Annotated in this window: 26 protein-coding genes; 6 read left to right on the forward strand and 20 right to left on the reverse strand. The window is 41.9% G+C overall.

Features of this window, described 5'->3' with window-relative positions; translation table 11 throughout:
- Positions 1 to 192: 192 nt before the first annotated feature.
- The 8 genes from IGK85_RS13630 to IGK85_RS13665 all read right to left on the reverse strand — a co-directional run bounded on the left by IGK85_RS13630 (position 193) and on the right by IGK85_RS13665 (position 2,924).
- A complete protein-coding gene (locus IGK85_RS13630) occupies positions 193 to 942 on the reverse strand; it encodes a hypothetical protein (protein ID WP_429972302.1) in 750 nt (249 codons plus the stop codon).
- A gap of 15 nt (positions 943 to 957) precedes the next feature.
- Positions 958 to 1,380 (reverse strand): hypothetical protein, encoded by a 423-nt coding sequence (locus IGK85_RS13635; protein ID WP_429972303.1) that lies wholly within the window; start codon positions 1,378 to 1,380, stop codon positions 958 to 960.
- The gene (locus IGK85_RS13640; RefSeq protein WP_429972304.1) at positions 1,377 to 1,598 is read right to left on the reverse strand and encodes a hypothetical protein; all 222 of its coding nucleotides are present in this window, start codon (positions 1,596 to 1,598) and stop codon (positions 1,377 to 1,379) included. The genes IGK85_RS13635 and IGK85_RS13640 overlap by 4 nt, the downstream gene beginning before the upstream one ends.
- A gap of 13 nt (positions 1,599 to 1,611) precedes the next feature.
- The gene (locus IGK85_RS13645; RefSeq protein WP_429972305.1) at positions 1,612 to 1,866 is read right to left on the reverse strand and encodes a hypothetical protein; all 255 of its coding nucleotides are present in this window, start codon (positions 1,864 to 1,866) and stop codon (positions 1,612 to 1,614) included.
- A complete protein-coding gene (locus IGK85_RS13650) occupies positions 1,866 to 2,096 on the reverse strand; it encodes a hypothetical protein (protein WP_429972307.1) in 231 nt (76 codons plus the stop codon). The genes IGK85_RS13645 and IGK85_RS13650 overlap by 1 nt, the downstream gene beginning before the upstream one ends.
- Positions 2,080 to 2,241: a hypothetical protein gene (locus tag IGK85_RS13655; RefSeq protein ID WP_429972308.1), complete on the reverse strand. Its 162-nt coding sequence runs from the start codon at positions 2,239 to 2,241 to the stop codon at positions 2,080 to 2,082. The genes IGK85_RS13650 and IGK85_RS13655 overlap by 17 nt, the downstream gene beginning before the upstream one ends.
- 66 nt (positions 2,242 to 2,307) lie before the next feature.
- The gene (locus tag IGK85_RS13660; RefSeq protein ID WP_429972309.1) at positions 2,308 to 2,619 is read right to left on the reverse strand and encodes a hypothetical protein; all 312 of its coding nucleotides are present in this window, start codon (positions 2,617 to 2,619) and stop codon (positions 2,308 to 2,310) included.
- Between the two features lie 59 nt (positions 2,620 to 2,678).
- Positions 2,679 to 2,924, reverse strand: a complete 246-nt coding sequence (locus IGK85_RS13665) for a helix-turn-helix domain-containing protein (RefSeq protein ID WP_008380402.1) — start codon at positions 2,922 to 2,924, stop codon at positions 2,679 to 2,681.
- 193 nt (positions 2,925 to 3,117) lie between these two features.
- Here IGK85_RS13665 and IGK85_RS13670 point away from each other — a divergent pair, with 193 nt between their 5' ends.
- The 3 genes from IGK85_RS13670 (at position 3,118) to IGK85_RS13680 (ending at position 5,712) form a co-directional block, all read left to right on the forward strand.
- Positions 3,118 to 3,432: a helix-turn-helix transcriptional regulator gene (locus IGK85_RS13670; RefSeq protein WP_254904878.1), complete on the forward strand. Its 315-nt coding sequence runs from the start codon at positions 3,118 to 3,120 to the stop codon at positions 3,430 to 3,432.
- 275 nt (positions 3,433 to 3,707) lie between these two features.
- Positions 3,708 to 4,457 carry a hypothetical protein gene (locus tag IGK85_RS13675; RefSeq protein WP_429972310.1) on the forward strand — a complete coding sequence of 250 codons (750 nt, stop codon included), beginning with the start codon at positions 3,708 to 3,710 and terminating at the stop codon, positions 4,455 to 4,457.
- A gap of 115 nt (positions 4,458 to 4,572) precedes the next feature.
- On the forward strand, positions 4,573 to 5,712 hold the full coding sequence (locus IGK85_RS13680; RefSeq protein WP_429972311.1) for a tyrosine-type recombinase/integrase: 1,140 nt from the start codon (positions 4,573 to 4,575) through the stop codon (positions 5,710 to 5,712).
- Between the two features lie 131 nt (positions 5,713 to 5,843).
- Here the strand turns inward: IGK85_RS13680 and IGK85_RS13685 are convergent, their stop codons facing one another.
- The 3 genes from IGK85_RS13685 to IGK85_RS13695 form a co-directional block, all read right to left on the reverse strand.
- Positions 5,844 to 6,896: an aspartate-semialdehyde dehydrogenase gene (locus IGK85_RS13685; protein ID WP_008380394.1), complete on the reverse strand. Its 1,053-nt coding sequence runs from the start codon at positions 6,894 to 6,896 to the stop codon at positions 5,844 to 5,846.
- Positions 6,897 to 7,200: 304 nt separating this feature from the next.
- A complete protein-coding gene (locus IGK85_RS13690) occupies positions 7,201 to 8,988 on the reverse strand; it encodes a glycoside hydrolase family 13 protein (protein ID WP_008380392.1) in 1,788 nt (595 codons plus the stop codon).
- A gap of 160 nt (positions 8,989 to 9,148) precedes the next feature.
- Entirely contained in the window at positions 9,149 to 9,634 is a 486-nt protein-coding gene (locus IGK85_RS13695) for a MarR family winged helix-turn-helix transcriptional regulator (RefSeq protein WP_008380390.1), read from the reverse strand.
- Positions 9,635 to 9,772: 138 nt separating this feature from the next.
- On the opposite strand from IGK85_RS13695, the gene IGK85_RS13700 reads away from it, so the two are divergent.
- Together IGK85_RS13700 and IGK85_RS13705 are read left to right on the forward strand one after the other, a co-directional pair.
- Complete coding sequence (locus tag IGK85_RS13700) at positions 9,773 to 12,115, forward strand: ABC transporter ATP-binding protein/permease (protein ID WP_008380388.1); 2,343 nt, start codon at positions 9,773 to 9,775, stop codon at positions 12,113 to 12,115.
- A gap of 156 nt (positions 12,116 to 12,271) precedes the next feature.
- The gene (locus IGK85_RS13705; RefSeq protein WP_008380385.1) at positions 12,272 to 13,621 is read left to right on the forward strand and encodes an Nramp family divalent metal transporter; all 1,350 of its coding nucleotides are present in this window, start codon (positions 12,272 to 12,274) and stop codon (positions 13,619 to 13,621) included.
- A 42-nt stretch (positions 13,622 to 13,663) separates the two neighbouring features.
- Here IGK85_RS13705 and IGK85_RS13710 read toward each other — a convergent pair whose 3' ends face one another.
- From IGK85_RS13710 to IGK85_RS13750, 9 genes are all read right to left on the reverse strand, one after another.
- Positions 13,664 to 14,887: a DUF1015 domain-containing protein gene (locus IGK85_RS13710; protein WP_429972312.1), complete on the reverse strand. Its 1,224-nt coding sequence runs from the start codon at positions 14,885 to 14,887 to the stop codon at positions 13,664 to 13,666.
- Complete coding sequence (locus tag IGK85_RS13715; RefSeq protein WP_008380381.1) at positions 14,887 to 16,071, reverse strand: phosphoglycerate dehydrogenase; 1,185 nt, start codon at positions 16,069 to 16,071, stop codon at positions 14,887 to 14,889. Before IGK85_RS13715 ends, IGK85_RS13710 begins: the two co-directional genes overlap by 1 nt.
- Positions 16,072 to 17,151, reverse strand: coding sequence for a 3-phosphoserine/phosphohydroxythreonine transaminase (serC, locus tag IGK85_RS13720; protein WP_005233933.1), 1,080 nt, complete (start codon positions 17,149 to 17,151; stop codon positions 16,072 to 16,074).
- 125 nt (positions 17,152 to 17,276) lie between these two features.
- Entirely contained in the window at positions 17,277 to 18,203 is a 927-nt protein-coding gene (locus IGK85_RS13725; protein WP_008380378.1) for an alpha/beta fold hydrolase, read from the reverse strand.
- A gap of 205 nt (positions 18,204 to 18,408) precedes the next feature.
- Positions 18,409 to 19,815 carry a glycoside hydrolase family 43 protein gene (locus IGK85_RS13730; RefSeq protein WP_008380375.1) on the reverse strand — a complete coding sequence of 469 codons (1,407 nt, stop codon included), beginning with the start codon at positions 19,813 to 19,815 and terminating at the stop codon, positions 18,409 to 18,411.
- Between the two features lie 30 nt (positions 19,816 to 19,845).
- Positions 19,846 to 21,639, reverse strand: a complete 1,794-nt coding sequence (locus IGK85_RS13735) for a glycoside hydrolase family 2 protein (protein WP_008380372.1) — start codon at positions 21,637 to 21,639, stop codon at positions 19,846 to 19,848.
- A gap of 18 nt (positions 21,640 to 21,657) precedes the next feature.
- Positions 21,658 to 22,491, reverse strand: coding sequence for a carbohydrate ABC transporter permease (locus IGK85_RS13740; protein WP_008380370.1), 834 nt, complete (start codon positions 22,489 to 22,491; stop codon positions 21,658 to 21,660).
- Between the two features lie 11 nt (positions 22,492 to 22,502).
- Positions 22,503 to 23,378, reverse strand: a complete 876-nt coding sequence (locus IGK85_RS13745; protein WP_429972313.1) for a carbohydrate ABC transporter permease — start codon at positions 23,376 to 23,378, stop codon at positions 22,503 to 22,505.
- Between the two features lie 155 nt (positions 23,379 to 23,533).
- Positions 23,534 to 24,775: an extracellular solute-binding protein gene (locus IGK85_RS13750; protein ID WP_008380367.1), complete on the reverse strand. Its 1,242-nt coding sequence runs from the start codon at positions 24,773 to 24,775 to the stop codon at positions 23,534 to 23,536.
- A gap of 246 nt (positions 24,776 to 25,021) precedes the next feature.
- Between IGK85_RS13750 and IGK85_RS13755 the strand changes: the two genes are divergently transcribed.
- A complete protein-coding gene (locus IGK85_RS13755) occupies positions 25,022 to 25,930 on the forward strand; it encodes an ArsR/SmtB family transcription factor (RefSeq protein WP_008380365.1) in 909 nt (302 codons plus the stop codon).
- The last annotated feature ends 29 nt before the right edge of the window (positions 25,931 to 25,959 follow it).

Genomic DNA, 25,959 nt, shown 5'->3' on the forward strand with positions numbered 1-25,959 from the left:
CAAGTTAATACCTATTACAAGGACGTTAAACGCTGATTTATCAACGTTTTTCATTGAACCGAGACTTGAGAGATGATATAATGAACTCAGGTAGATTCATCAATCAAGAATGGTCCGTCTTTTTGTAAAGATGGGCTATTTTTGTATAGAAAAAAGCTGCATGAGATCATACAGCTTTATGAAGTTTTTGACTTATAAGATAATCGTGATCTTACTTTGTTCAATTAATTCTGCAAGCTCCTTCGCGAGATATTCGCTGATTGATTCTTTTGCATGATGCTTCCACAATCCGCCGTCCGCTTCAAACAATGCACATTCCCCACGCTCATTGATTCTGAAAATAAACTGGCTTTCCGGCTGCTCTACTTCTAAGAACGTCCGATACGGTCGCAACGTTGCCGGGCTAGGTACTTTTCCCTCAGCGACTGTTCTTGCGCCTGTTTTTACTGTTGCTGTTTGAGTTACTCCGTTATCCGTTACATCTGCGCCATCTTCGATCCGGATCGCGCTAGAAAATTTCAAAATAGCTTCCGCGTGATCGGTGCGATCAAATAGCGATTGAATATTGATGACAAAGCGTTCCTGATCTAAAAAGTTTCCGTAAGGGAATCGTTGCATTTCCGCTTGTGCTTCGATCAAGCTTTCTCGTTTACGCTCGGCATTCAGCTGACTGTATACAACGACCTTAGTTGGGCTTTCAACATGCACTAATAACTCGTCGGGATCATCGATCGTCTCCTGATCAAACTTAGACAATAAATACTGTTTTAGCCCGGTTAACGAGTTAACCTCAAGCGGTTTTGCGTATTTTGCAGGCAGCAAGTTGACTAAATTCGCTTTGCTGCTGTCATAAAACACATGATCCTCAATCTTGTGAATCACCTCTTGTCCGTTGCTCAGATCCACGGCATACTTCAATGCGTCCTTGATATTCTCACTCATGTTTTTTCCTCCAATTTAATTGATTTGTTGTTTCTGAAAATCAACAATGCCACTTTCTCTGCGCTCGATTTCCTCGACCGGCTGTCCGGTATCTGTTTTGACTTGTAAGTCGTCCGGATCCATGAACAACTGTCCGCGAGCGCTTGATTTCAATTCGCCGGCTTCAATTTGCCCGGTGTCTTGGTTGCGTCCGAACAGCACTTTAGTTTCCGTTTCTTCACGAGGGACCAACTTGGAATTGCTCTTTGTCGATAGAACAAACATGTCGCGATCTTTGTTAGGTATAACTTCAATCGTCAGTGTGATCGTGCGTTTTTTGGTCGGCTCGGTGTTGCGGTCTAGTACGTTTTCAAGCACTTTTGCCATTTCATGCTCGAATTTTTCTTGAATTGCGCCATCATCAATAGTAGATAAATTTAAGTCAATTTCTTCTTTCATCGTTTCCACGGCTCCTCTCTTCCTGCTATCGCTCGCCGATAAAGCACCGGATGTTTGACTTTGTACTTAAATTCGTTCAGCTGATCGAATAAAAAGTTCGGTACAGTTTTCTTCTCCTTCCTAATTTTTCGAATAGTACTGCGGACTACCCGGATTGTCTGGTAGTCATCATATCTTTCTTGTTCTGCCGCATTCATCGCGATCTTTCGTTTTGCCATGCGTTACCTCCTGCTAAGAATTATTTGAATCGGAAAAGCGGAAAATGATTTTTTCCTCTATGCCTTTGCCGATTGTCACTTTGTGATGCCACAACTCGATTCCATGAAGTTGAAACAGTTCTGTTTTCCCTTGTCCTGTTTTCGCCTCAATCTTATAGACTTGTGTGCCTTCTCGTATCATTTTGCGGATGTACAAGACATCTGCTGATTGTGAAGCGAGATATGCGATTGCTGTTGATAGTGTGTAAGTAGATGCCGTTTGATCCATCATCTAGCACCGTGAGCGTTCGAGTTATGACGCAATTTGCGTTTGTACTCGCCATTTGCGATCCTTGCATTGTAGCGATCGACAAACCTGTTATAGGCTGCGACAAAGAAATGCCATGCGGTCCAAAGAATAATTACTGTTAAACCAGCAATCAGCGATACGCTGCTAACCATCGCCAATAGTGATAAAAATAAAGTGACAAAAAGTGTGTCTTTAAGATCCTTGCTCATTCGGCTTTTCCCTCCCTTCTTTCGGAAAATCCAAATTTTTGACAACATCCTGGTTTGGCCAATATCTTTCAATGAGATTCAAAGCCTCTTCTCGTGTATGAACCTTATGAGAAATTTGCCCATCTGAAAAAGTAACTGTTATCATAGAAAACTCCTTTCCTGTGATTATTGATGATGATCGGAAAACGACCTCATGCATGCCCGCATTTTTTTATCGTATTTTTCTTTTGTCGTTTTCCTCTCGCCATTTTTTCACTTTGTTAATGTTGAAAACTGGACTACCGCTCAGATTTGGCTCTGATTCAAGCCCAGCTTTCCGCCAGTTTCTGATTGTTGACGTTGAAACGCCTAACCTCTTTGCAAGCTCAGTTTGATTAAACTCAACTTGATTTATTTCCTTAAAAATGAGTTCTTGTTGTAACTCTTGCTTGATTTCTTCCCTTAATTCTTGTTTGACAGCTGGCAAGATAATCGAGAGGCTTTTTTGTACTTCCACGCTGACTAACTCCTCAAAAGCTGTCATTTGATCAAGCTCCCTTTTTATAGAATTTCTATCAATAAACACCTAACGCCCTAGAAAACTTATATCAGCTTTTTCGGTTTTTCCGAATCAGGGTCTAAATAAATATCTGCAACCCTTACACCCAAAGCTTTGGCCAGCTTCTCTAATGTTTCGTATTTACCATTACGCATTTTTTCGATGTCTGTTTCGTAGATAAATATTGTTCTAGATGTGACATTGCTCTTCTTTGCGAGGCGTTCTTTTGAATATCCTCTTAGTCGTCTCAGTTGCTCCAATGTATATTTTTCTTTTTTGATTTCCGCCATAATTTTCACCTCGTTTATATTTTGCTAACCCAAGTATATATTTCGGTTTTTCTGAAGTCAAGACTTTTATTTCAGTTTTTCCGAAACAGATGTTAGCTTTTCTATCTTAATCAAGAAAAATCAACAAATAATCGGAAAAGCATTTCATTTTTTCCGAAGCAGTGATATGATGTATTCAAGGAGGGCGTTAGTGATGTTTGCAAAGAATTTAAAGTATCTTAGAGAGAAACACAATATGGAACAAATTGAATTAGCAGAAAAGCTTGGCAGAAAGAGTTCATCATCAATCAGTGAATGGGAAAAGGGAAAATACACTCCCAAACTAAAGGTGCTGAATGAAATTTCAAAAATTTTCAAAATTGATATAGATGATTTGATGAACGTAGATCTATCCAGTAACGAATATACTCAATCTATCGAATCATTGTTTAATCAGTTAGATGACGATCGAAAAAAAGTTGTACTTGAATTTATCCGTTTTCAGCTTGACGACCAAAATAAGCAGTAAGTGAAAAGATTCACCAGTTATACTTTACCACATTTCTTAATATAAACTAACGTTTTTTGCTATATTTGATAAAATAATAGCATATGTAAAATTTAAACGGCTTACTGAGTGCTTTTTCATCAACTCTCGCCGGTGCAATAAGTACGTTCGACTCGTACTGAGAGAATTTTCATTGATATTCATATAAACAAAATACTCCTGCCAAAGTTGGGCCTTCGGCAGGAGCAATCTCTTTTTGCTATTACACAAATATTTTATCAGAAAGAGGTAGGAAAATGAATATAAAAGTTGTTTTTAGGAAATTATCAAATTTTATTCCGATAGTCGCCAGTGGAATTGAAGTCTTAGACAAACACCCCCATGAGTCAACATTTGAGAGACTACAAGATTTACATTCATCTAGTGTACCTGATTCATCATCCATCGCAAAGTGCAATAATTTATTAGATTTGATCGACAGAATGCTAAGTAAGTTACCGACGAATATATTCTTACCCATTTTTTTAGTAGTAACAAGTATTTTATTAGCTGCTTGTAGTACTGATAACGAACTTGAAAAACTAGGTTTAGAGAAGACAGTGGCAGAAGATTTTTATAATTTCTCGAACACAACAAAAGAGTTATATTCTACTTTTATTAAAATCAATGAGTATCTACCTGATAAAAACTATGTAGTTACAAATGAAGATTATAAAGAAGTCTCTAGCCTCGTTAAGGATCTAGAAACATACTATGAGTCATTAAATCCAAAAGGATTCAGTGAATTTCAAGAATACTTATATGATGAATCGAATACTATACGCAGCCCTATATTGATAATCGACAACATAGAGAAGAACTCAAGACAATTTAAAGTTGCCGAGGCTATGTTAATGTTTGATAATCTAACATACTATGCCAAGACATCCCTTGAAGCTAATAACGTATCGGACGATAATGTTGATATTATCATGGATTGGTATCACAACAATAACGATTATCAAAATCTATTTCAAGAGGCATACGAACATCGTTTTGATAAATAGCAAAAATAGGATACGTATATATAGCTTTTCTTCCCTCGCTGGTGCGTCAAGCGTGTTCGATTCGCGCTGAGGGCATTACCCTTTTCATGCATGCCCGCTGGAAAGGATAACAAATATGGCAGTAATCAAAAAGTACAAAAAAAAGAACGGTCAAACCGCTTATCAATTTGATTTATATCTAGGAGTTGATCCAAAAACAGGTAAAAAAAGGCGCACTACACGCAGAGGCTTTGCAACTCAAAAGGAGGCAAAACTAGCGCTAGCACGTCTAGAAGCTGGCGTTGACGAAGCACCAGCCAAAGGTAATACTCAACAAAAGAAGTATACCACTTTTAACGACGTTTTTAAATTGTGGTATCAAACTTATAAGCTCACTGTTAAAGATACTACGTTGGAAAAAACGGATATCCACTTTAAAAATCATATTCTCCCAGCTATTGGTCATTTAGTCATTGATCAAATTACCTATGAGGACTGTCAAAACGCAGTCAACCAGTGGTCCACGGAAACATCCATTTGTCGGATCTACAAATCATATGCAAATAAGATATTTGAATTTGCTATGAAAAAAGAGATAATCTCCAAAAATCCGATGGCGCTAACTGACATACCGAAACAAAAATCGAAAAAGAAATCGGATGATCAGACTTACTACTCAAAAGAAGAGCTGGCGGATTTTCTGAATTGGACTAAACAGCATCGCCCTGAAAAAGAGTACGTTCTTGTTCGGCTACTTGCTTACACTGGGATTCGCAAAGGTGAACTGGCTGCTTTGGTTTGGGATGACGTTGACTTTGACAAAAAAACATTGCGTATAAACAAGGCAGTTGTATTACTAAAAGAACTCACTCTAACAACTCCTAAAACAGAATCGTCGTACAGAACAATCTCGCTCGATCCTGACACGTTAGAAGTTCTCAGACAATGGAAGACCTCTCAGAAAAAAGAATTTTTTAGACGAGGAATTAGAGCCAAATCTGATAGCGAACAACTAATTGTTACAAATAAATTTAATAGCTTCATATATCAGAACTATCCCAAAACTGTTATGAGTCATTACCCGGGTAACAATCTCACACCGCACAAGTTACGTCACACACACGCATCTTTACTGTTAAACGCTGGCGTATCGATCACAGATGTGCAACGCCGGTTAGGTCACTCAAGCGCAGCAACAACTATGAGCATATATGCTCACGCTACTAAAGATGATGCGCACGTTGCGGCCGCTATGTCGAGAATTTTTGCTGGGTAAATCTATGGGTTAGTCAAAAGGGTAGTCAAACTGACTTTTCCTTGATAAACCGTGATATATCAAGCTAGTTATTATACAACAAAAAAAAGAAAAGCGTGGCATTCACCACACTTTTCTGAAAAACTTATGGTTTACACATGAACTAATCCTTGCTGATGCAGGCTTTCGGCGATTTGAACAGAGTTCCATGCCGCACCTTTCAGCAAATTATCAGAAACGACCCATAAATGCAAGCCGTTTTCGACATCCAAATCTTTGCGAATCCGACCAACAAAGGTTGCCGTTTTGTCCACACTGGTCAAAGCTTGCGGGTACACTTGTTGACTCGGATCATCTTGCAAGACAGCTCCTGGGGCTTCGCTGATCCACTGCCTAACTTCCTCAACACTGGCATGGTCTTTGGTCTCGATATAAATCGACTCCGAATGACCGCTAAACACAGGGATTCTCACACACGTAGCTGCTACTTTGATCTGCGCATCTTCCATGATCTTCTTCGTTTCATTGATCATTTTCCACTCTTCGTAAGTATAGTCGTCTTCAGCAAAGACATCGATTTGTGGCAAGGCGTTAAACGCGATTGGGTAGTGCTTTTTATCGCTGCCTGCTGGTAAAATCTCAGGATTTAGTTCATCAGCGGCTTTGCCGGCTAATAGTTCTTGAGATTCACGAGTCAATTCAGCCAAGGCTTGTGCGCCAGCACCTGAAACTGCTTGATACGTTGAAACCAAGACCCTCGATAAACCGACTTTTTGACGAATCGGTTCTAATGCCACCATCATTTGAATCGTTGAACAATTCGGATTGGCAATGATTCCTTTATGTTGCGCTAATGCATGAGGATTCACCTCAGGAACGACTAGAGGAACATTCGGATCCATCCGAAAATGACTGGTATTGTCGATTACGACTGCACCGTGTTTGACTGCTTCTGGAGCAAATTGTTTTGAAATGCCACCACCGGCACTGAACAATGCAATATCGACTCCCGCAAAGGAATCTGCGGTCAGCTCTTGAATAACGAGTGGTTCATTTTTGAACACAAGGGTCTTCCCAGCAGAACGTTTGGATGCCAACAACGTTATTTTTTTGATCGGTAACGTGGTCTTCTCCAACATCTCAATCATTTTTGTTCCTACTGCGCCGGTAGCTCCGACAACTGCTATGTGATACCCTGTACTCATCAAATCACTCCTCGAATAAAAATACATTTTTACTAGTTTATCATATCTTGTAAAAAAGAAAAGGCCTTTCGTGGAAAGAAGCGCAAAAAGAAGGCAGAACTATCTAAATTTTCAATCGTTTTCCCCGTTTCAGGAAAAAACTACCTATATTTAAGGGTTATCATTTGTCACATTTAGGTGTTATAGGATATAATACCGACAGAAGGAATTTTGGGGAAGATTCTTTCCAACGTGCATGGGGAAATTAAAAATACCCAAAACATTGAATGAGGCAAGAATTGCATATGCAATTCTTGCCTCATTTTTATGCTTCATTCGATTCTTCGTTATTTACTTTCACGATAGCAAAGCCTTTGTTATCGATGATCATCGTCTCATCTTCCAGTTGGACAAACTGTTCCATCAAAATTGAATCAGGACGAGAGAGTGTAAGTTGGTCCTCGCCAGTGTTGAAAATACCGATGATCCGCTGTGCCCCCAACTCTCGTTCGAAAATGATCAGGCCATCTTCTTCCGAAACCCAGTTCCAACTCAAGGAACCTTCAGATAAGACTTTTTGGTTGTCTTTGCGTAGTTTGATCAATGACTGGGTGAAATGCAGCAAATCACGATCTTGCTTTTCCTCATCCCAAATCATACATTTACGACAATCCGGATCCATATCACCGGTCAAACCAATCTCATCGCCGTAATACAGGCAAGGAACTCCTTGTTGCAGATACGTAAAGGCCATCACTTGGCGCATCAAGTCTTTGTCTCCCCGAGCCAAAGTTAACAAACGCGGGGTATCATGAGAATCCAAAATATTGAACTGCACTTGGTTGGTTTGCTCCCGATACAACATCAGCTGGTTATTTAATTCCGAGACCATTTTCGTCATGGAGATCTCGTCTTTGACAAAATATTCAATGATTGCATCTGTAAAGGCGTAGTTCATCACTGCATGAAACTCGTCGCCTTGTAACCAGCGTTGAGAAGAATGCCAAATTTCCCCAAGGATATAAAAATCATCTTTGGCCTCATCACACACTTGGCGGAATTTTTTCCAGAAGAAGTGACTAACTTCATTAGCCACGTCCAAGCGCCAAGCATCGATATCAAATTCTTCGATCCAATAACGAGCGATCTTCAACAAATAATCTTGCACATCGGGATTTTCCGTATTGAGTTTCGGCATATGCGGCGTAAAGGCAAAAACATCATAGGTGATGTCATAAGCATCTTCAAAGTTTTCCCCTTCTTTGTAGTTGACAGGAAACTCATTGATGTGGAACCAATCAGCAAACGGCGAATCTTTGCCGTTTTTGATGACATCTAGCCATTGATGCGAAGTATCCCCCATATGGTTGAAAACAGCATCCAGCATAACTTTGATGCCGCGTTTGTGGCATTCCTCCACTAATCGTTTAAAGGTATCGTTATCACCAAAAGCAGGATCGATGGCCAAATAATCGATGGTATCATACTTGTGATTCGAATATGCCTCAAAAATCGGACAGAAATAGATCCCATTGATTCCTAGATCGACAAGGTAATCCAAATGATCGATGACTCCTTGTAGATCCCCACCGAAAAAGTCTTGGCGATCGGGATTTTTTGAGCTCCATGGCAACACACCTTCAGGATCATTTGATGGGTCCCCATTTGCAAAGCGCTCAGGGAAAATTTGATACCAAACCGTTTCTTTCGCCCATTCGGGAATTTTGAAACGATCGGCTTCTTGGAAGTAAGGCATCCGAAAATAATTGTTGTTCATTTCTAAATATTGCTGTTCAAAGGGGTAGACCCCGTGATCCCCATAGAAGACATGCAACCCATCGTAACTTTCGATGGAAAAGCCGTAAGACAAACGGCGGAATTCTGCTCCGACCGATACTTGCCAATAATCATGCAAGTCCGTGGAAAGAATTTTTTGCATTTCAATTCTTTGTTGGTACCAAGCTTCTTTATACAGTGTGTAAGGATCACCGCAAAGCAGCTGGACATGGCGGACGTCTTGACGGGCGGTACGCAAACGGATATGCATTTTATCCTTCTCGTACAAATACGCAAATTCACTTTCGGGACGATGATAGATGGCAGTAGTATTCATAGCAGACTCCTTTGACTTGTTTGATACACCCATTGTCGCACAAATCAGAAGTCAAAACAAGAGAAAAACGCAATCGGTTGCTTTATCTAAAAAATCGATAATATAAGTCAATATGAAATTAATTCAGTGATTGAAAAGCAAACGATTGCTTCACCCTTTTTTAATCAAACGGTGTCTTCTTCTCACATTGATTGCCAGTCCGTAAAATGTCATATTTACGCAAGATCCCCACTGCCTCCGTCAACGACTGACTCAACTGCTGGATATCTTCCACAGCCATTTGAGCGGTTTTGGCATTCAAGCGGTCTTCCACTTGTTTTTTCTTTTGGACAAACAACTGCTTCCCAGCTTCTTCCAAATAAACATTGACGTTGCGACGATTGACGCCGTTGGTTTTGCGTACCACAAAGCCAGCCTTTTCCAACCCCGAGATCGAACGACTGATTTGGACTTTTGATGTACCGATTTGCTGGGCTAACTCGGACATCGTAATTCCTTCATTACTAGAGATCACCACGAGTTCCAAGATTTCCATTTTGGTCAATTTTAAATCTTCCAGACCGATTTCTTCAAACAATATGTTTCCCATCAGCGAAAAGATCTCCGCAAACACCGCCATATTGAATGTTCCTAACGCTTTTTCCATACTCTCCCTCTTTTCTGTCTTTAGTTTAGTATAAATTATTTGTTTAAACAATGATAATCGTTGATTTTTGTTAACCATTATGATAGCGTGGTTACATAATGAAAATAATCGTGAAAACGGCAAGAAAAGAGTGACCCCATGTTAGAATTAAAAGATATCAAGAAGTATTATACAGTTGGCGCCAGTACTACGAAAGCCCTCGACGGCGTCACCGTCGCCTTTCGTAAACAAGAGTTTGTTGCCATTTTAGGGCCAAGCGGCTCTGGGAAAACAACCATGTTGAACGTGATCGGCGGCTTAGATAATTACGACTCTGGTGATATGATCATCAATGGCAAATCAACCAAGTCCTTTAAAGACCGCGACTGGGATGCCTATCGGAACAATTCGATCGGCTTTGTCTTCCAAAGCTACAATTTGATCAGTCATTTAGGCATCATCGACAACGTCGAGCTTGGAATGACCTTGAGCGGTGTGTCAAAAGAAGAAAAACGCGCCAAAGCAACCGATGCTTTGACGCGTGTGGGCTTAGCTGAGCATATGCACAAAAAACCAAATCAGCTTTCTGGTGGTCAAATGCAGCGGGTAGCGATCGCTCGTGCCTTAGCAAATGATCCTGATATCCTCCTTTGTGATGAACCTACAGGTGCCTTAGATTCAGAGACAAGTGTCCAAATCATGGAACTGATCCAAGAACTATCAAAAGAAAAATTGGTCATCATGGTTACTCATAATCCTGAATTGGCCCACAAATACGCTGGACGGATCATTGAATTCAAAGACGGACGAATCATTAAAGATTCGAACCCCCATGTCGAAGGCCAAAAGAAAGACCAATTCGAATTAAAGCACACAAAAATGAGTTTTATGACGGCCTTACGTTTGTCGTTTAACAATATCCGAACCAAAAAAGGGCGCACCTTCTTGACAGCCTTTGCTTCTAGTATCGGAATCATCGGAATCGCCATTGTTTTGTCACTATCAACGGGATTCCAAAAACAAATCGACAATACCCAGTCAGAAACATTAGCTCGTTTTCCGATCACGATCTCACAAGTGGCCACTGAACAAGATCCATCAGCGATGGGTACGCGGGATAAATCTGAAGATTTCCCTTCAGATAAAGAGGTCACTGCCAAATTAAGTGATACGGATCGTGCAACCCATATCAACAAAATCGATCAAGAGTTTCTCGATTACATCAACGACATTGATCCTGAGTTAAGTAACAATATCGGCTACACTCGTTCAACTTCATTGAATCTTTTCCGCAAGATCGATGACAATGTGGAACAAGTCAGCTTCTCCAACGCGTCGCCTGACAATGAACAGACCAATGCCATGATGTCTGCCATGAGTGCCTCAACCGGTATTGGGGTTTCGACTTTCCCTGAGCAGTTATCAGAGGATAACGGCAATTTCTTGAAAGACAACTATGACCTTTTAGAAGGCAGCTACCCAAGTGCCAGCACAGATGTCGTTTTGATCGTCGATGAAAACAACGTAACGAATGTCAATGCATTGATCAATCTCGGTTTTGATATTGAAGATGGTGACACGGTTTCCTTCGACGATATCGTGGGAACAAAAATCACATTGGCGTCTAATGATGCCTTTTACACCGAATTGCCGACTGGAAACTTCATTCCAAACCAAGATTTAAATGAAGTTTTCGATAACAGCAACAACAAAGAATTAACGATCAGCGGAATCTTACGTATCAAGCAAAACTCTACGATGAACTTGCTTTCAACCGGCATTGCCTACAGTGATGCCCTCGCGCAAGAAGTGATCAAAGAAAACCAAGACTCAGCGATCGTCCAAGCACAAAAAGATAGCGACACCAACGTGATGACGAATGAACCCGTTGACGAAAGTGCCAAAGATTCATTGATCGCTTATCTCGGCGGCAGTGATTTACCAAACAGCATTATGATCTATCCAAATGATTTCAGTGCCAAAGAAAAAATCCTTGATTACTTGGATGACTTCAACAAAGGCAAAGACAAAGAAGACCAAATCGTTTATTCCGATTTAGCCGGTACGATGACTCAATTGACTGGTGGCTTGATGGATGCCATCACCTATGTCTTGATCGCTTTTGCAGGAATCTCCTTGGTAACCAGCATGATCATGATCGGTATCATCACTTATACCTCTGTACTAGAACGCACGAAAGAAATTGGGGTCTTAAAAGCATTAGGTGCTCGTAAAAAAGACATCACCCGCGTCTTCGATGCCGAAACCTGTATTTTAGGGATCGCTTCAGGAGCTTTAGGTGTCCTCATTGCTTGGTTAGCCACATTCCCGATCAACGCAATCTTATATAGTATGACTGATCTCGAAAATGTTGCTCAATTAAATCCGGTCCACGGCCTGATCTTGATTGCCGTCAGCACCGTTCTAACCATGATCGGCGGCCACATTCCAGCTCGAATGGCAGCGAAAAAAGATGCAGCGATCGCTTTACGCGCCGACTAATTTTATAAGAAAACCTAACAGGCAGCAGCCATCCCCTTGGCTGCTGTTTTTTTGTCCTTCCTTCTGACTTCCAAAAGGTTTCTCTTGAAAAATCCATAAATGAGGAATACAATAGATTTGTTTTTAGGTATACCTAAAAAGATAGGGTGTGAAACGATGAATGAAGAAAAAAAATTGATCCAAGCGGCCAACGGTCCTAGCTTGGAAGAAATAAATAATACAGTTGCCATCCCAAAAAACGGCAGCTTTTGGCGCAATCTCTTAGCGTTCTCTGGTCCTGGGGCATTGGTAGCCGTGGGCTATATGGACCCAGGAAACTGGATCACCTCGATCGGAGGCGGTGCTGAATATGGCTATCTCTTACTTTCTGTGATCTTGATTTCCAGTTTGATCGCTATGCTACTGCAATACATGGCAGCCAAGCTAGGGATCGTGACCCAGATGGACCTTGCGCAAGCAACTCGTAAACACACCAGCAAAGGTTTAGGCTTTGTCTTGTGGATCGTCACCGAATTGGCTATCATGGCAACGGATATCGCGGAAGTGATCGGAGGAGCGATCGCTCTCAATCTACTATTCGGCTTACCGTTATTAGTTGGGGTCATCTTAACGATTTTCGATGTATTGCTTCTGCTCTTTTTAATGAAACTAGGTTTCCGTAAAATCGAAGCGATCGTCATGACACTGATTTTGGTCATTATGCTGGTCTTTTGTTACGAAGTCATTATTGCTCAACCGGATCTACCGGCTGTCTTGCAAGGCTTTATTCCCCAAAAACAAGTCTTGAACCATGGGCAGCTGACAATGGCATTGGGGATCGTTGGTGCGACTGTGATGCCCCATAATCTCTATCTGCATTCTTCGATCTCCCAGTCACGAAAAATCGATCGCAGCGATACTCAAGAAGTGGCAACGGCCGTGCGGTTCGCTACTTGGGATTCCAATATCCAATTATCCGCTGCGTTTTTGGTCAATTGCCTGCTTTTGATCTTAGGAAGCGCCTTGTTCTTTGGTCATAGCGAAGAAGTCGGCACCTTCTCCGCGCTGTTCAATGCATTGCAAGATTCCTCCATTGCTGGTGCTGTCGCCAGTCCAGTCTTGAGCGTTCTGTTTGCCGTAGCGCTCTTGGCATCCGGTCAAAATTCAACGATCACTGGGACACTGACAGGCCAAGTCGTGATGGAAGGATTTATCCATATGAAGATCCCTACTTGGGCGCGACGTCTGATCACCCGTGGCTTATCGGTGATCCCCGTCTTGCTTTGTACGATTTACTTTGGCGGCAACGAACAAGCTCTGGACGATCTGCTGATCTATTCGCAAGTCTTTTTAAGCATCGCCTTACCCGTTTCGATGATTCCGCTGGTTCTTTTTACCAGCTCAAAAAAAATCATGGGGGAACGCTTCAAGAATCCGCTATGGGTCTCTACCTTAGGCTGGATTTGTGCCATTGCACTGACGGTCTTGAATGTCCGCTTGATCATCGAAACACTCGGCAACTTCTAATATCGAAAAAAGCTTACGAGGTAGCCTCGTAAGCTTTTTTGGTTAATTCGTTTCTAAATCATGTAAAAACAGACCGCTCAACAGTTTTGGTTCAAACCAAGTTGATTTTGGCGGCATGATTTCTCCCGCATCGGCTACTGCCAAAAGATCGGCCATTTGCGTTGGATACATGGAAAAAGCCAATGTCCATTCTCCGCTATCCACCAAACGTTCCAATTCTTCTGGACCACGAATCCCGCCGACAAAATCAATGCGTTTGTCTGTCCGCACATCTTGGATCGCGAAAATATCAGCCAGCACGTATTGTTGTAAAAGCGACACATCCAGCTGTCCTACCGCATCTTGCGGCACAGCTTCCGGTTTGATGGTCAACTCCCACCACGCATGGTTTAGGTACAGATGAATCGAACCACGTTGCGCTGGTTTCTTCCTTGTAGTTTCTTGAATCGTAAAATGCTGGGCTGCCTGCTCAAAAAAGGTTTCTGGCACCGGTACCCGCAAGACCCGATTGTATTCCCAAATCGCTAATTCATTTTCTGGGAATAAGATTGCTAAAAAGCGGTCGCTTTCTTGGCTGCTTTGGCCATCGGCTCGCTTTTGCAAGCCAACTTTAACTGCTGACTCTGTACGGTGATGTCCATCCGCAATATAGAGGGCATCTACAGCTTGAAACTGCTGGGCAAAAGAGGCGACTAGCGCTGGATCATCGATCAGCCAAACACGATGCTGCACCTCATGATAGCTGACAAAATCATAGATCGGCGCATGCTCTGCTTGCCACGCATCGATCGCTTCTTTGACTGCTGCTGGTTGGCGATAGCTCAAGAAAATCGGACTTGTATTGGCATCACATGCCAGAATATGATTGATCCGATCGATTTCTTTTTCTGGACGGGTAAACTCGTGTTTCTTGATTTTCCCAGCGACATAATCATCGATCGAGGTACAGGCGACAAGCCCAGTTTGACTTCTGCCAGCCATCGTCAATTCATACAAATAATATGCGGGCGCCGTTTCTTGAATCAACCAGCCTTCTTCTTGAAAAGATGCAAGATTTTCAGCCGCTTTTTGATACACCTGTGGATCATAAGGATCGATTCCTGGCAAGTCGATCTCCGAACGGTCGATGTGGAAATAGCTGTAAGGATTGCCTTGCGCAAACGCTGCGGCTTCTTGTGAATTGACCACGTCATAAGGCAGCTCGGCCACTTTTTCTGCCAATGAGGCTTCTGGACGAATGGCTTTAAACGGAAATACTTGAACCATTAATACCCAACCTCCTGATTTTTGATGACCCGTACACGAACGATATTTTCGTTCTCCCGCAGTTTATCGGCTAATTGATTCAACAATGCCTCATCTTCAGAAGCGACATCTGCTAGGGTGTAAGCAAAGTCTTCCCGTCCACGATTCAGCATATTGTCGATATTAATCCCAGATTCCGCAATGATCGACGAAATCTGACCTAACATATTCGGTACATTGCGATTGATGATCGTCAGACGATAAGGCGAATGAAAAGCCATCTCAACGGTTGGAAAATTCACCGAGCGCTTGATGGTCCCGAATTCCAAGAATTTTTTCAATGTTCGGGCTGCCATCTTGGCACAGTTGACTTCAGCTTCTTCTGTTGATGCACCTAAATGCGGCAAGACGAGTACTTTTTCATTGTGCAGCAATTGTTCATCCGCAAAATCAGTCGTATAGCCAGCTAAACGGTCGGCTTTTAACGCACGTAAAACGGCATCTGTATCGACGATTTCTTTACGGGAAAAGTTGAATAGCTTCGTTGTTGTTTTCATTTTCGCAAGTTCGGCTTCCCCGACGAGATGATGGGTGTTTTCCATTAGCGGTACATGAACCGTAATAAAATCACAGGTTGAAAAGACTTCCGCAATATCATTGGCACGCTTGACCCGACGAGAGATCGTCCAAGCAGTATCCACTGACACGTAAGGATCATAACCGACTACTTCCATCCCTAGACGATAAGCATCGTTGGCAACCATCGCTCCAATAGAACCAAGGCCGATGATTCCTAACTTTTTGCCTTCTAACTCTGTTCCAGCAAATTGACTTTTTTGTGCTTCTGCTTGTTCTTCCACATTATCACCGTTCAAGGTTTGGACCCATTGGGCACCTCGTAAAATCGGGCGGACACTTAAGAGCAGACTAGCAATCACTAATTCTTTGACCGCATTGGCATTGGCACCGGGTGTATTAAAGACGACGATCCCTTTTTCAGTACATGCTTTGACGGGAATGTTGTTGGTCCCAGCCCCTGCACGAGCAATACCTAAGACACTTTCAGGAAAAGCGTAATCGTGCAATTTCTGGCTGCGCAGCAAAATCCCTTGCGGTTGGTCGCTCTCGTTGATGGCATACTTTTCTTTTTCTAAACGCTGTAATCCTTCTGGTGCGATCGCATTGAATGTTTTGATTTGGAACATTTATTTGACCTCCGCTTCAAATGATTTCATAAAGTCGACTAACGCTTGAACGCCAGCTAATGGAAAGGCATTGTACAAGCTTGCTCGCATTCCTCCAACGGAACGATGCCCTTTCAAGTTCTCAAAACCAGCTTTGACAGCTTCTTCATTGAAGCGCTGATCTAATGCTTTATCCCCTGTTACAAAAGGAATATTCGTTAGTGAACGGCTATCAACAGCCACAGGACTACTGTAAAGAGCAGAGGCTTCGATCGTTTCGTATAAAAGCGCCGCTTTTTGGCGGTCTTGTTCTAAAATTGCAGGAATGCCGCCTAATTCTTCCAACCATTCAAACACCAATTTAGCAATATAGATAGCATACGTTGGTGGTGTATTGTACAATGAGTCATTTTTAGCCTGTAGACGATAATCCAGCATTGGAGCGAAAACAGCATCATCATTGAGTAAATCTTCTCGGATGATCACTACCGTCAACCCTGCAGGACCAATATTCTTTTGGGCCCCAGCATAAATCACACCGAAGTCTTCTACGCGATAGTCATTGGCTAAAATATTTGAGGACATGTCTGCTACGATCGGCACATTGCCAGCCTGCGGAATCGTTTGAAAGGCCGTCCCTTCAATGGTATTGTTCGTGGTGATATGCAAATAAGCCGCTTCTTGATCGATCGCATCTTCTGAAATTTCTGGAATATAAGTAAAGTTTTGATCCTCACTAGAGGCAATGACTTCCACCGTCACGTTTCCAAGCGCTTTTGCTGCTTCAATAGCTTTCTTCGACCAAGAACCGGTATTTACGTATAAGGCTTTTTTGTTTTGTGCAAGATTCAAAGGGATCATACTGAATTGGAGACTCGCTCCGCCTTGTAAAAACAGTACCTGATAGTTTTCAGGAATTCCCATTAATTTTCGTAAAAGTGCTTCTGCATCTTTAATGATTGCTTCAAACAAGGAGGACCGATGACTCAGCTCCATAACGGACATCCCACTTCCGCGGTAATTCAAAAGTTCGGATTGTGCTTTCTCCAATACGGGACGGGGCAATACGGCAGGACCAGCTGAAAAGTTATAAACTGTCATACAAAAAATCTCTCCTTTATGTTAGATGTGAAAATCATTATAACAGATAGCCGAAAATGAAAAAAGCCTTAAAAGAGAAAATAATTTTGAATTTTCAGAAAAGACTACCAATTTCTTAACGTTCGTCATTTCGGCATTTTTTCAAATAGCCAGCGAGAAATTTCATTGTAAACGATCTCGCGGTTGCGCTCATTCAAAATCTCATGACGGCCATGTTCGAGCAAATACATCGTCACGTCAGCATTTTGCTTCAGTTGCTGAGCCAATTGGCGGACGCTTTTGCCATAGTGCCCAACAGGATCGTCTCCACCTGAAATCAGCAGCAGCGGCAATTCTGAATCAATCTTGCGCAGTTGATCCGGATCACTGGCAGCTTGTGTCAATGTAAAGAGATCCTTGTAAGCTGCTAAAGAAAAATGAAATTGGGTGTAAGGGTCCTTCAAATAGCGATCCACTTGCTGCGGATCACTGGTCAACCAATCTTTGGCGGTCCGATTGGGACGAAAACGCCGGTTGTGCTGGCCAAAAACTAGCTGTTCCATTACGTGATAAGGCCATTGCTGAGCGGCAAACGGCCGCAACAAGTTCGTAACGAGTTTACCTCCTTGCATCAGCACGGCTTTTTCCATCGTGGTGCCCATGATGATCGCTCCTGTCAATGGATGTGGCTGACTAAACAAATAATTCCGCAAAACCAGCGATCCCATACTGTGACCTAAGATAAAGTATGGTCGGTCTGGATAGCAAGCAGCGGCGTACTGATGGACTATTGCCACATCTGCCACTAAATGTTTGGCACCCTCTTTTTCACCAAAATCCCCATAAGCCTGTGTGTCCTTCACGGATTGCCCATGCCCTAAGTGATCATGACCGACCACCGCATAGCCTTGTGCAGTTAAACATTCCGCAAACTCGTGGTAACGTTCAATGTGCTCAATCATTCCGTGGACGATTTGCACGACTGCTTTTGGCTGTTCTTCTGGCAGCCACGTTTTGACAAAAAGCTGATCCTTCCCATTTGATGAAGTCAGCTTTTCTTGATTCATCCTCATAGTTTGCACCTCTTTTGCTTTTTCTTTTCCCTCCGCCAAATAAAACGGTCGTTTTCTTTATTATACATGGAATTTTAGGCTATGGCGGTAGGAGTTGGGAATTTGCGAGGATAAAAAAACTCCTGCTACATTGTCTAGAGACAAAGTAGCAGGAGTCAAACGATCATTACCCATCGCTTGGATTGGAAAACTTCCTCACTATTTTTTATTTGAATTTGACGATTTCTAAACGATCAATACTTAGCGTATCCACCCCAATCTCAGACGAAAGGGTGATTTCCTGCGCCCCTTTCGGTAACTTCATGCGGACTTGTAGCGGTTGATAATATTCGGAAGGATAGACATCCACCACGTGGTTTGCTTGTTTCGTTTCAATCCTGACCTGAATTGGGTCATTCAAGGAGAGATAATCAGTGGTTTTGACATAGGCAATCACCAGAAATTCGTCTGCTTCTTCAATCTGCGGAGCAAAGATAATTTTGTCAGTCGTTGATTCAAAGCCTTGGACGACTTTCTTAGAGAGTGCTGCCTCATCTTCGACAAGCACTAAATCGCCCTCCAGCAAAGCACGGCTAGCAGTTAATCGCAGTCGATTGGGCTCAGCTTTTGGCAACGCTTGAACATGCCACTCATCAAAAGGAGCTTCCAGTAGAATTTTATCCTCTTGATCCCAACCAAACTTTTGTAAGCGGATCGAACGGTTCCAGCCCGAATGATCCCACCGAGCAGCATGATAAATCAGCCAGTCTTCAGAACCATCTTTTGATTTGGCAAATCCATTATGACCAGGTCCATAGACAGTGTTTGTCTGTTGGAAAATCGGCGCTGGTTCCTTTTGCCAGTTCGCTCTTTCTAGCGGATCATCAGCCACATCTAGGGTCATAAGACCAAGAGCGTAATCATTGTCCCAGCTTCCACTGGCAGAGTATACCAAATTGACTATTTCGTCTTTGATCATCACTTGAGGGGCTTCATTGATCAATGGTGTTTGCCGCATTTCCCATTCATATTCTGGTTCTGAGATAAGTCGTTTCTCCCCAATCACTTCCGTAGGGGAGGCCATTTCCGCTAAATAAAGATTTTGCGCAACATTTTCATACCCTTCCCAGCCCGACCAAAGGAAATAGCGTTTGTCATTGATCTCTAAGACTGTTCCATCAATCGCAAATTTATCATCCATCCCTTTGATCTCTTCCAATTGCCACTCACCCATGTAAGGATCTTTTTGATGATTGACTAATGCGTACATACGATGCGTTTCTGAAGGACGATTAGCCGCGAAATACATCACCCAGCGATCATCTAAGTAATGAAGCTCAGGTGCCCAGATACTTTCAAATTCTGCTGGCATTTCCCAGATGATCTTTTTTTCACCAGCAGCAACGAGAGAGAGGTTTTCAGCACGCCAAAGCGTTAAATTATTCCCAGTCGTTTTGGTATAATAAAAGAACGCTTCCGTTTGCAAGATCCAAGGATCTGCCCCATCATTATCGATAATTGATGTAAAATCGGACACTTCTTCCCCTGGATCAGTTCCAGCGCTACAACCGGTTATCATAAGCGCAGCAATCAAGATACTTACTCCACTGAGCCAAGCTGCTGATTTCCCCATCGGACATCGCCCCTTTCCTTACCAATCATTTCATTCTACCTGCGGTGGATGAAACTGCTCATTGATCTCTTTAATTGCTGCCAAATCAACTTTTGGTTGGCGATCATAGGTCAGTAACCCATTGATTTCTTGTTCGACATCTGTCAACTGAGTGTAGCAATAGCCCCAGAGTCCGACAGAGTCATATACAGCCACCATGATTCGCTGATAATCCTTCAAGAAATCTTGTTGATTTTCCACTGAGGTATAGCCCCAACCGGGTTGCCCCGAAACATCGAAGCCAATACCGCCGAACTCGGTCAATAAAATAGGCTGATCCTGATAAGAAAATCCTCCGGCGAAAATCGGCCAGGGGGTCGATACTCGACTCACCAATTTTTCTCTCGTGCTGAGACTGTCTTTGAAGTATAGATATTTTTGCCGTTCGGATTCTTGCCCATGCGCATAATTATGAATCGCACAAATATCTGTCTCCGTCATCGCCCAACCATCATTTGAAATAACCAACCGTTGCTGGTCTAACGAATGGATAAAGTGATACATCGCTTGAGAAAAATGCTGTTGCTGACGATCAAATGAGATTTTTGGCACACCCCAGCTCTCGTTGATTGGGACCCAAGTAACGATCGAAGGATGACTATAATCCCGAGTAATGATTTCTGTCCACTCTTGCATCAAGCGCGTTACCGAAAGATCGGTATAGATTGCCGGCGCCGCACACTCTCCCCAAACAAGAAATCCTAATTTATCTGCCCAGTATAAAAAGCGTGGGTCTTCTGTTTTTTGGTGTTTTCGGCAACCATTAAATCCCATTTCTTTGGCCAATAAGATGTCTTGTTTAAAGTCCTCATCTGTTGGTGCAGTTAACAAGCCGCTCGGCCAATAGCCTTGATCGAGCACCAGCTTCTGGTAGTAAGGCTTGTTATTTAAGTAAATCATACCGTTTTCTGTATGTATTTTACGCATACCAAAATAACTTTTTAGCTGATCGATGGCCTTCCCTGCTTCTCTAAGAGTCAATTCAACATCAAATAATTGCGGTTTTTCAGGTGTCCAAGACCAGCCTTCATGGTGAAAATTCGTCCGAAAAATTTCTTGCTGGAAAATATCAACCGCAAAACTCAACTTAGAAGTGATAAAGTCTGCCTTTCCGCTGGTAACTAAAGCACCTTTAAAATAGATTTGATATTCTAAGACTACTTGTGGCTGTAACTGGTTCAGTTCTACATCGATCTTAACGGCGCCAGCATCAAAATCACTCGTAAATTTCACCTGTTGCAGATGGGATTCGGCAACTACTTCAAGCCAAACTGGCTGCCAGATCCCTGTTGAGTTTGTGTACCAGATTCCTGCTGATTCTTCTTCCCAAAATTGTTTCCCCCGTGGAATGCTTTCATCAAAATGTGGATCAAATGCTCGCACACTTAGTATTTGCTCTTGTCCAGATACTAAAGCATCCGTGATGTCTATATCAAAAGAGGTATGCCCTCCGCAATGATTTTTCACATGATTGCCATTGACAAACACATCTGCTTCATAGTCCACCGCCCCAAAATGCAAAAGGACACGACTTTTTTCAGGGACTTGCACATTGAAGGTCCGATAATACCATACAACGTCGTGCACTTCTCGATGATCAATGCCGCTCAATGCACTTTGATAGACAAAGGGAACATTGATCTTGTACGGATAGTTTGCTTCATTTGTGTACCACTTTTCTTTTAAACCAAGATTTTGGTCATCAAAGGTAAATTGCCATTCACCATTTAAGCTTAACCAATTCTCTCTCTCAAATTGCGGTCTCGGGTATTCTTCTCTACTCATATTTCCTCCAAAAACAAATTATTTTATGCCACTTTGCAACGACATTGACGCCATAAAGCTTTTTTGCGCCACCAAATACAATAAAAAGGTAGGGATCAAAGCCAAGATTGCTCCGGCAGTTCCAATTCCCGGATAGGTCATGTATTGCCCTTGTAGCAACTGCAGCCCCGGTGTAATCGGTAATTTATCAATATCGTTTATCACGATCGATGGCCACAAGAAGTCATTCCATGAGCCAGTAAAACTAAATAACGCAACCACCGTCAATACAGGTTTGATCAGTGGTAAGATAATATGATAAAAGATTTGAAACTCGTTGGCCCCATCGATCACAGCCGATTCATCCAATTCTTTAGGAATCCCTAAAATGAACTGCCGAACGAGGAAAATGTTATAAACACCTGCAGCCCCAGGAACGATGACTGCCAGAAATGTATTGGTCCAACCTAACGTATCAACGATTTTAAAATTCGGGATCAAATTGACCACCCCGGGAAACATCATCGTTCCTAACAATAGGGCAAAAATCAAATCTCTCCCCTTAAAGGTGAGTCGTGTATAGCCATAGGCTGCAAACGAGACGATCACCATAACCAACAGCGTATGTGAAGTTGAAATAATCATTGAATTCACAAACCAGCGGAACACAGGAGAAGAATCATTGCCTTGTAACAAGCCAAAAAAATTAGCCAGCGTCCAATCTTGTGGAATCAAACTGAACCCAACCTTTTGAATCTCTGCCTCCGATTTAAACGAGGTAAAAATTGCCCATATCAAAGGAAAGAGCCAAATCACACAGACGATCGCTAGCAAAATAAAGGCAATTCTTTTCCCTAGTTTGTTTTCTCGCATCTTCTTCCCTCCTATCTTTCCATTTTTTTGATGACCATAAATTGCACAATCGAAACTGCCATGATTACAAAACCTAGTAAAATAGCCATCGCTGAAGAAATTCCTGCAACCGAGGTACTACTACCAAAAGCATTTTCTTGGATGTACATCATCAACACGCGAGTAGAATTGTTGGGTCCGCCACCCGTCAACATTAGTGGCTGACCATAAATATTAAACTGAGCGATGGTCGTCATGACCGTGGTAAAAACAAGCTGGTTGCGAATACTCGGCAAAGAAATACGGAAAAATTTCGTTATACTATTTGCACCATCTAATTCTGCTGCTTCTAACTGCTCTTTAGAGACGCCATTTAATGCAGCAACATAAATAATTAGATTCCCACCTAATGTCCACCAAATCGTCACGATCAAAATAGCGATCCATGCCCATGGTTGCGTGCCTACAAAATTGATGTCGATACCGAATACTTCTTTGATTGGCCCAAAAGATTTGCTCAAAAGGAACCCCCAAATAATCATGACGGCAGAGATTGCAAACAGTGTTGGCAGATAGAGAATCGATTGAAAAAAACGCATCATTTTTGGTTTAGCAGACAATGCAACCGCTAGCAACAAGGGAATTACAATACATAACGGAACGGAGATTGCCGCAAAAAACAGCGTATTTTTCATTCCATTAAAAAATTGCGTATGATACAACGAGTCTTGATCAAACAAAATCGTTTGAAAATTATCAAACCCGACAAAAATCGGTGTACTGAACAGATCCCATTCAGTAAAAGAAACATAGATCCCAATCACTGCAGGAACTAAAAAGAATAAAAGAAAAAGGAGCATATGCGGACCAATAAAAACGATTGTCCAGCCATTTAACCTTTTTTTCATCAATACCCATCCTTCCTTGTATTTCTAGTGCAGCTCTCAACAAGAAACAACTGTGACAGCCCTTTAAGCCTATCAGAATTCCTCCCCTATCAAAAAATGGACTGAATTCTTTTTATGGTCGCTCTTCCTTCTGCCACAGCCTCTATGTGAGAAGATTATTTCATCTTTTCTTCTACAACTTTTTGGATCTCACCAAAAGTCGTTTGAATATCTGCTTTTCCTGTGATCATGTCCCATGAGCGATTATCATATTCACCAAAGATATACGATAAGCCATCAACTGCGTTAACAGAAATTGCCGCTTGTCCTTTTTCTGTCTTCAATAAGAAGGATTGTGGCATCTCAACATATTCTTCATTGTCTAGCATAGCTAAGGAAGTAGGATTTGCACCTGATTTGACCCACTCTAATTGGTTTGCTTGTAACCAAGTCAGAAAGTCGACCATGCCACTTTTCTTTTCATCGGAACGTTCCTCGTTCGTTTTGAACATTGCAAACTGATCGACGCCTGAACCTTGAATGATATGTTCCGCATCCCATTGAGGAGTAAATGTTTGGCCCCAAGTGAAGTCACTGATTTCTTCCATATTACTTAGCATCCATGTTCCTTCTGGAAGAAAAATCAGTTTCTGGTTTGCAAAAAGTTTATTTGCATCTTCACCATCTGGGACCATGTAGCCGGCATCGTACAGATCCTTAAACTCTTGAACGGCATTGTAAGAATACTCATTATCGATATTGATGTTTCCTTGTGAATCTTGCCATTCCCCACCCATTTGTTGGTAGAGATTCGAATAATTCTGCATGCCCCATGTATAGCCAAAACTATAGATACCATCTGCTTTTGCTTTTTCCCCAGCTTGTCTGATTTCTTCATACGTCACTACGCCATCATCCAACACTCCTGGAACATATTTATCCACCAAATCTTGGTTGTAATACATCACCCACGAACCCATGGTTGCCGGAATCCCATATTGACTATCATCCACTACACCAGTGTCCCAAGCAGCTTCAACGTAGTTTTCCCGTGCCAATTCTGTCCCATCGATCATGTCATCCCAGGTTTCAAGCATGTCTTGGTGTTTGTACGTAGGCAAAGCTTCTGAGGCAATCAAAGCCAAATCAGGAACACCTTTCCCCGATTTCCCCGCAGTCGTCAACTTTGAAGTAAAGGTATCACCTTGCATGCTTACTAACTTCACTTTAAAGTCTGGGTCTGTTTCATTGTATTGATCAATCGTTTTTTTGATTTTTTCACCGTCTGGTCCTGTCGTCGAAGACCAAAGCAAAATTTCTGAATTATTACTTGAGCTACCACTCCCGCCACAAGCAGCTAACAACACTGTACATAATAAGCTTGTCCCTACTAAAACAATAGATTTACTTACTTTCATTTTTTACACTCCTTTTAATTTAACTAAAAAGTAAAATGACATCCAATTATCAATAAACATAATCGTTAGACTATCGTCAAATAATGTTTACACCGTAAAGTTACTATAAATATAAAGCGCTGTCAACATTATTTTAACAAGGTATAACCAAAAATTATATCATTTTACTATTTTGTAAATCCACAAGGTTGTGTTATAATTAAACCATCTTTTCATTAAACATTTTAGTATAACGAGGTGATCGCTATGGAATTGGATTTAACAAACGCATCTTTACCGATCTACGAAGCACTGGCAAATGAAACTCGCTTAGCGATTTTAAGAGAATTAGGCGATAAGAAGAAAAGCATCAGTGAAATTGGACAAAAATTAGCAATCAGCAATGCTTTAATGACCAAACATATCCGTAAACTCGAAGAAGCTCAGTTGATCAAAACCGAAAAAGGATCGGGGCAAGACTGGAAGAAAAAATATTTGTCTCTAAAAACTGATTTCATCAATATCAATTTCCCAGCAAAAGTGTTTCCAGAAATGAATCTAACCTCCCAATCTGTGAAAATCGGCCACTTCACCGATTTTAAAGCTGAGCCTTCTTGTGGAATGGCGACCAAAGACCGCTTGATTGGCGCCTTAGATGATCCAAAATCTTTTCTGGATCAAGAACGTGTTGATGCAAGTATCATCTGGCTAAATAACGGTTTTTTAGAATACAAAATCCCAAATCCTTTGAAAAATGGTGAAAAAATCGAATTACTGGAAATCAGTATGGAGATCGCTTCAGAGTTCCCAATTTCGAATAACTATTGGCCCAGTGATCTTTCCTTTTACTTAAACAATCACTGCATCGGTAGTTACACCGTACCAGGAAACTTTTCGGATGTCAGAGGTTCTCTGACTCCGCAATGGTGGATCGATGAGTTCAGTCAATATGGATTGCTTAAGCATTTACGCATCAATCGCTATGATACTTCCCTCGATGGAGAAAAATTAACAGATCACAACCTGAATGAAATCGACTTAGACCACAGTGACTTTTTCACCTTTAAAATTGCTGCACCTGCAACTGCCGAAAACGCTGGTGGTTTGACCATTTTCGGCGATCGATGGGGAAATTATCCTCAAGATTTATTGTTCAATTTTTACGTATCGGAATGACTGTTGTCGTTCCATTACACAAAAAAAGC

It is taken from the genome of Enterococcus sp. AZ015 (assembly GCF_050499225.1).
Taxonomy (GTDB): Bacteria; Bacillota; Bacilli; order Lactobacillales; family Enterococcaceae; genus Enterococcus_D; species Enterococcus_D entomosocium.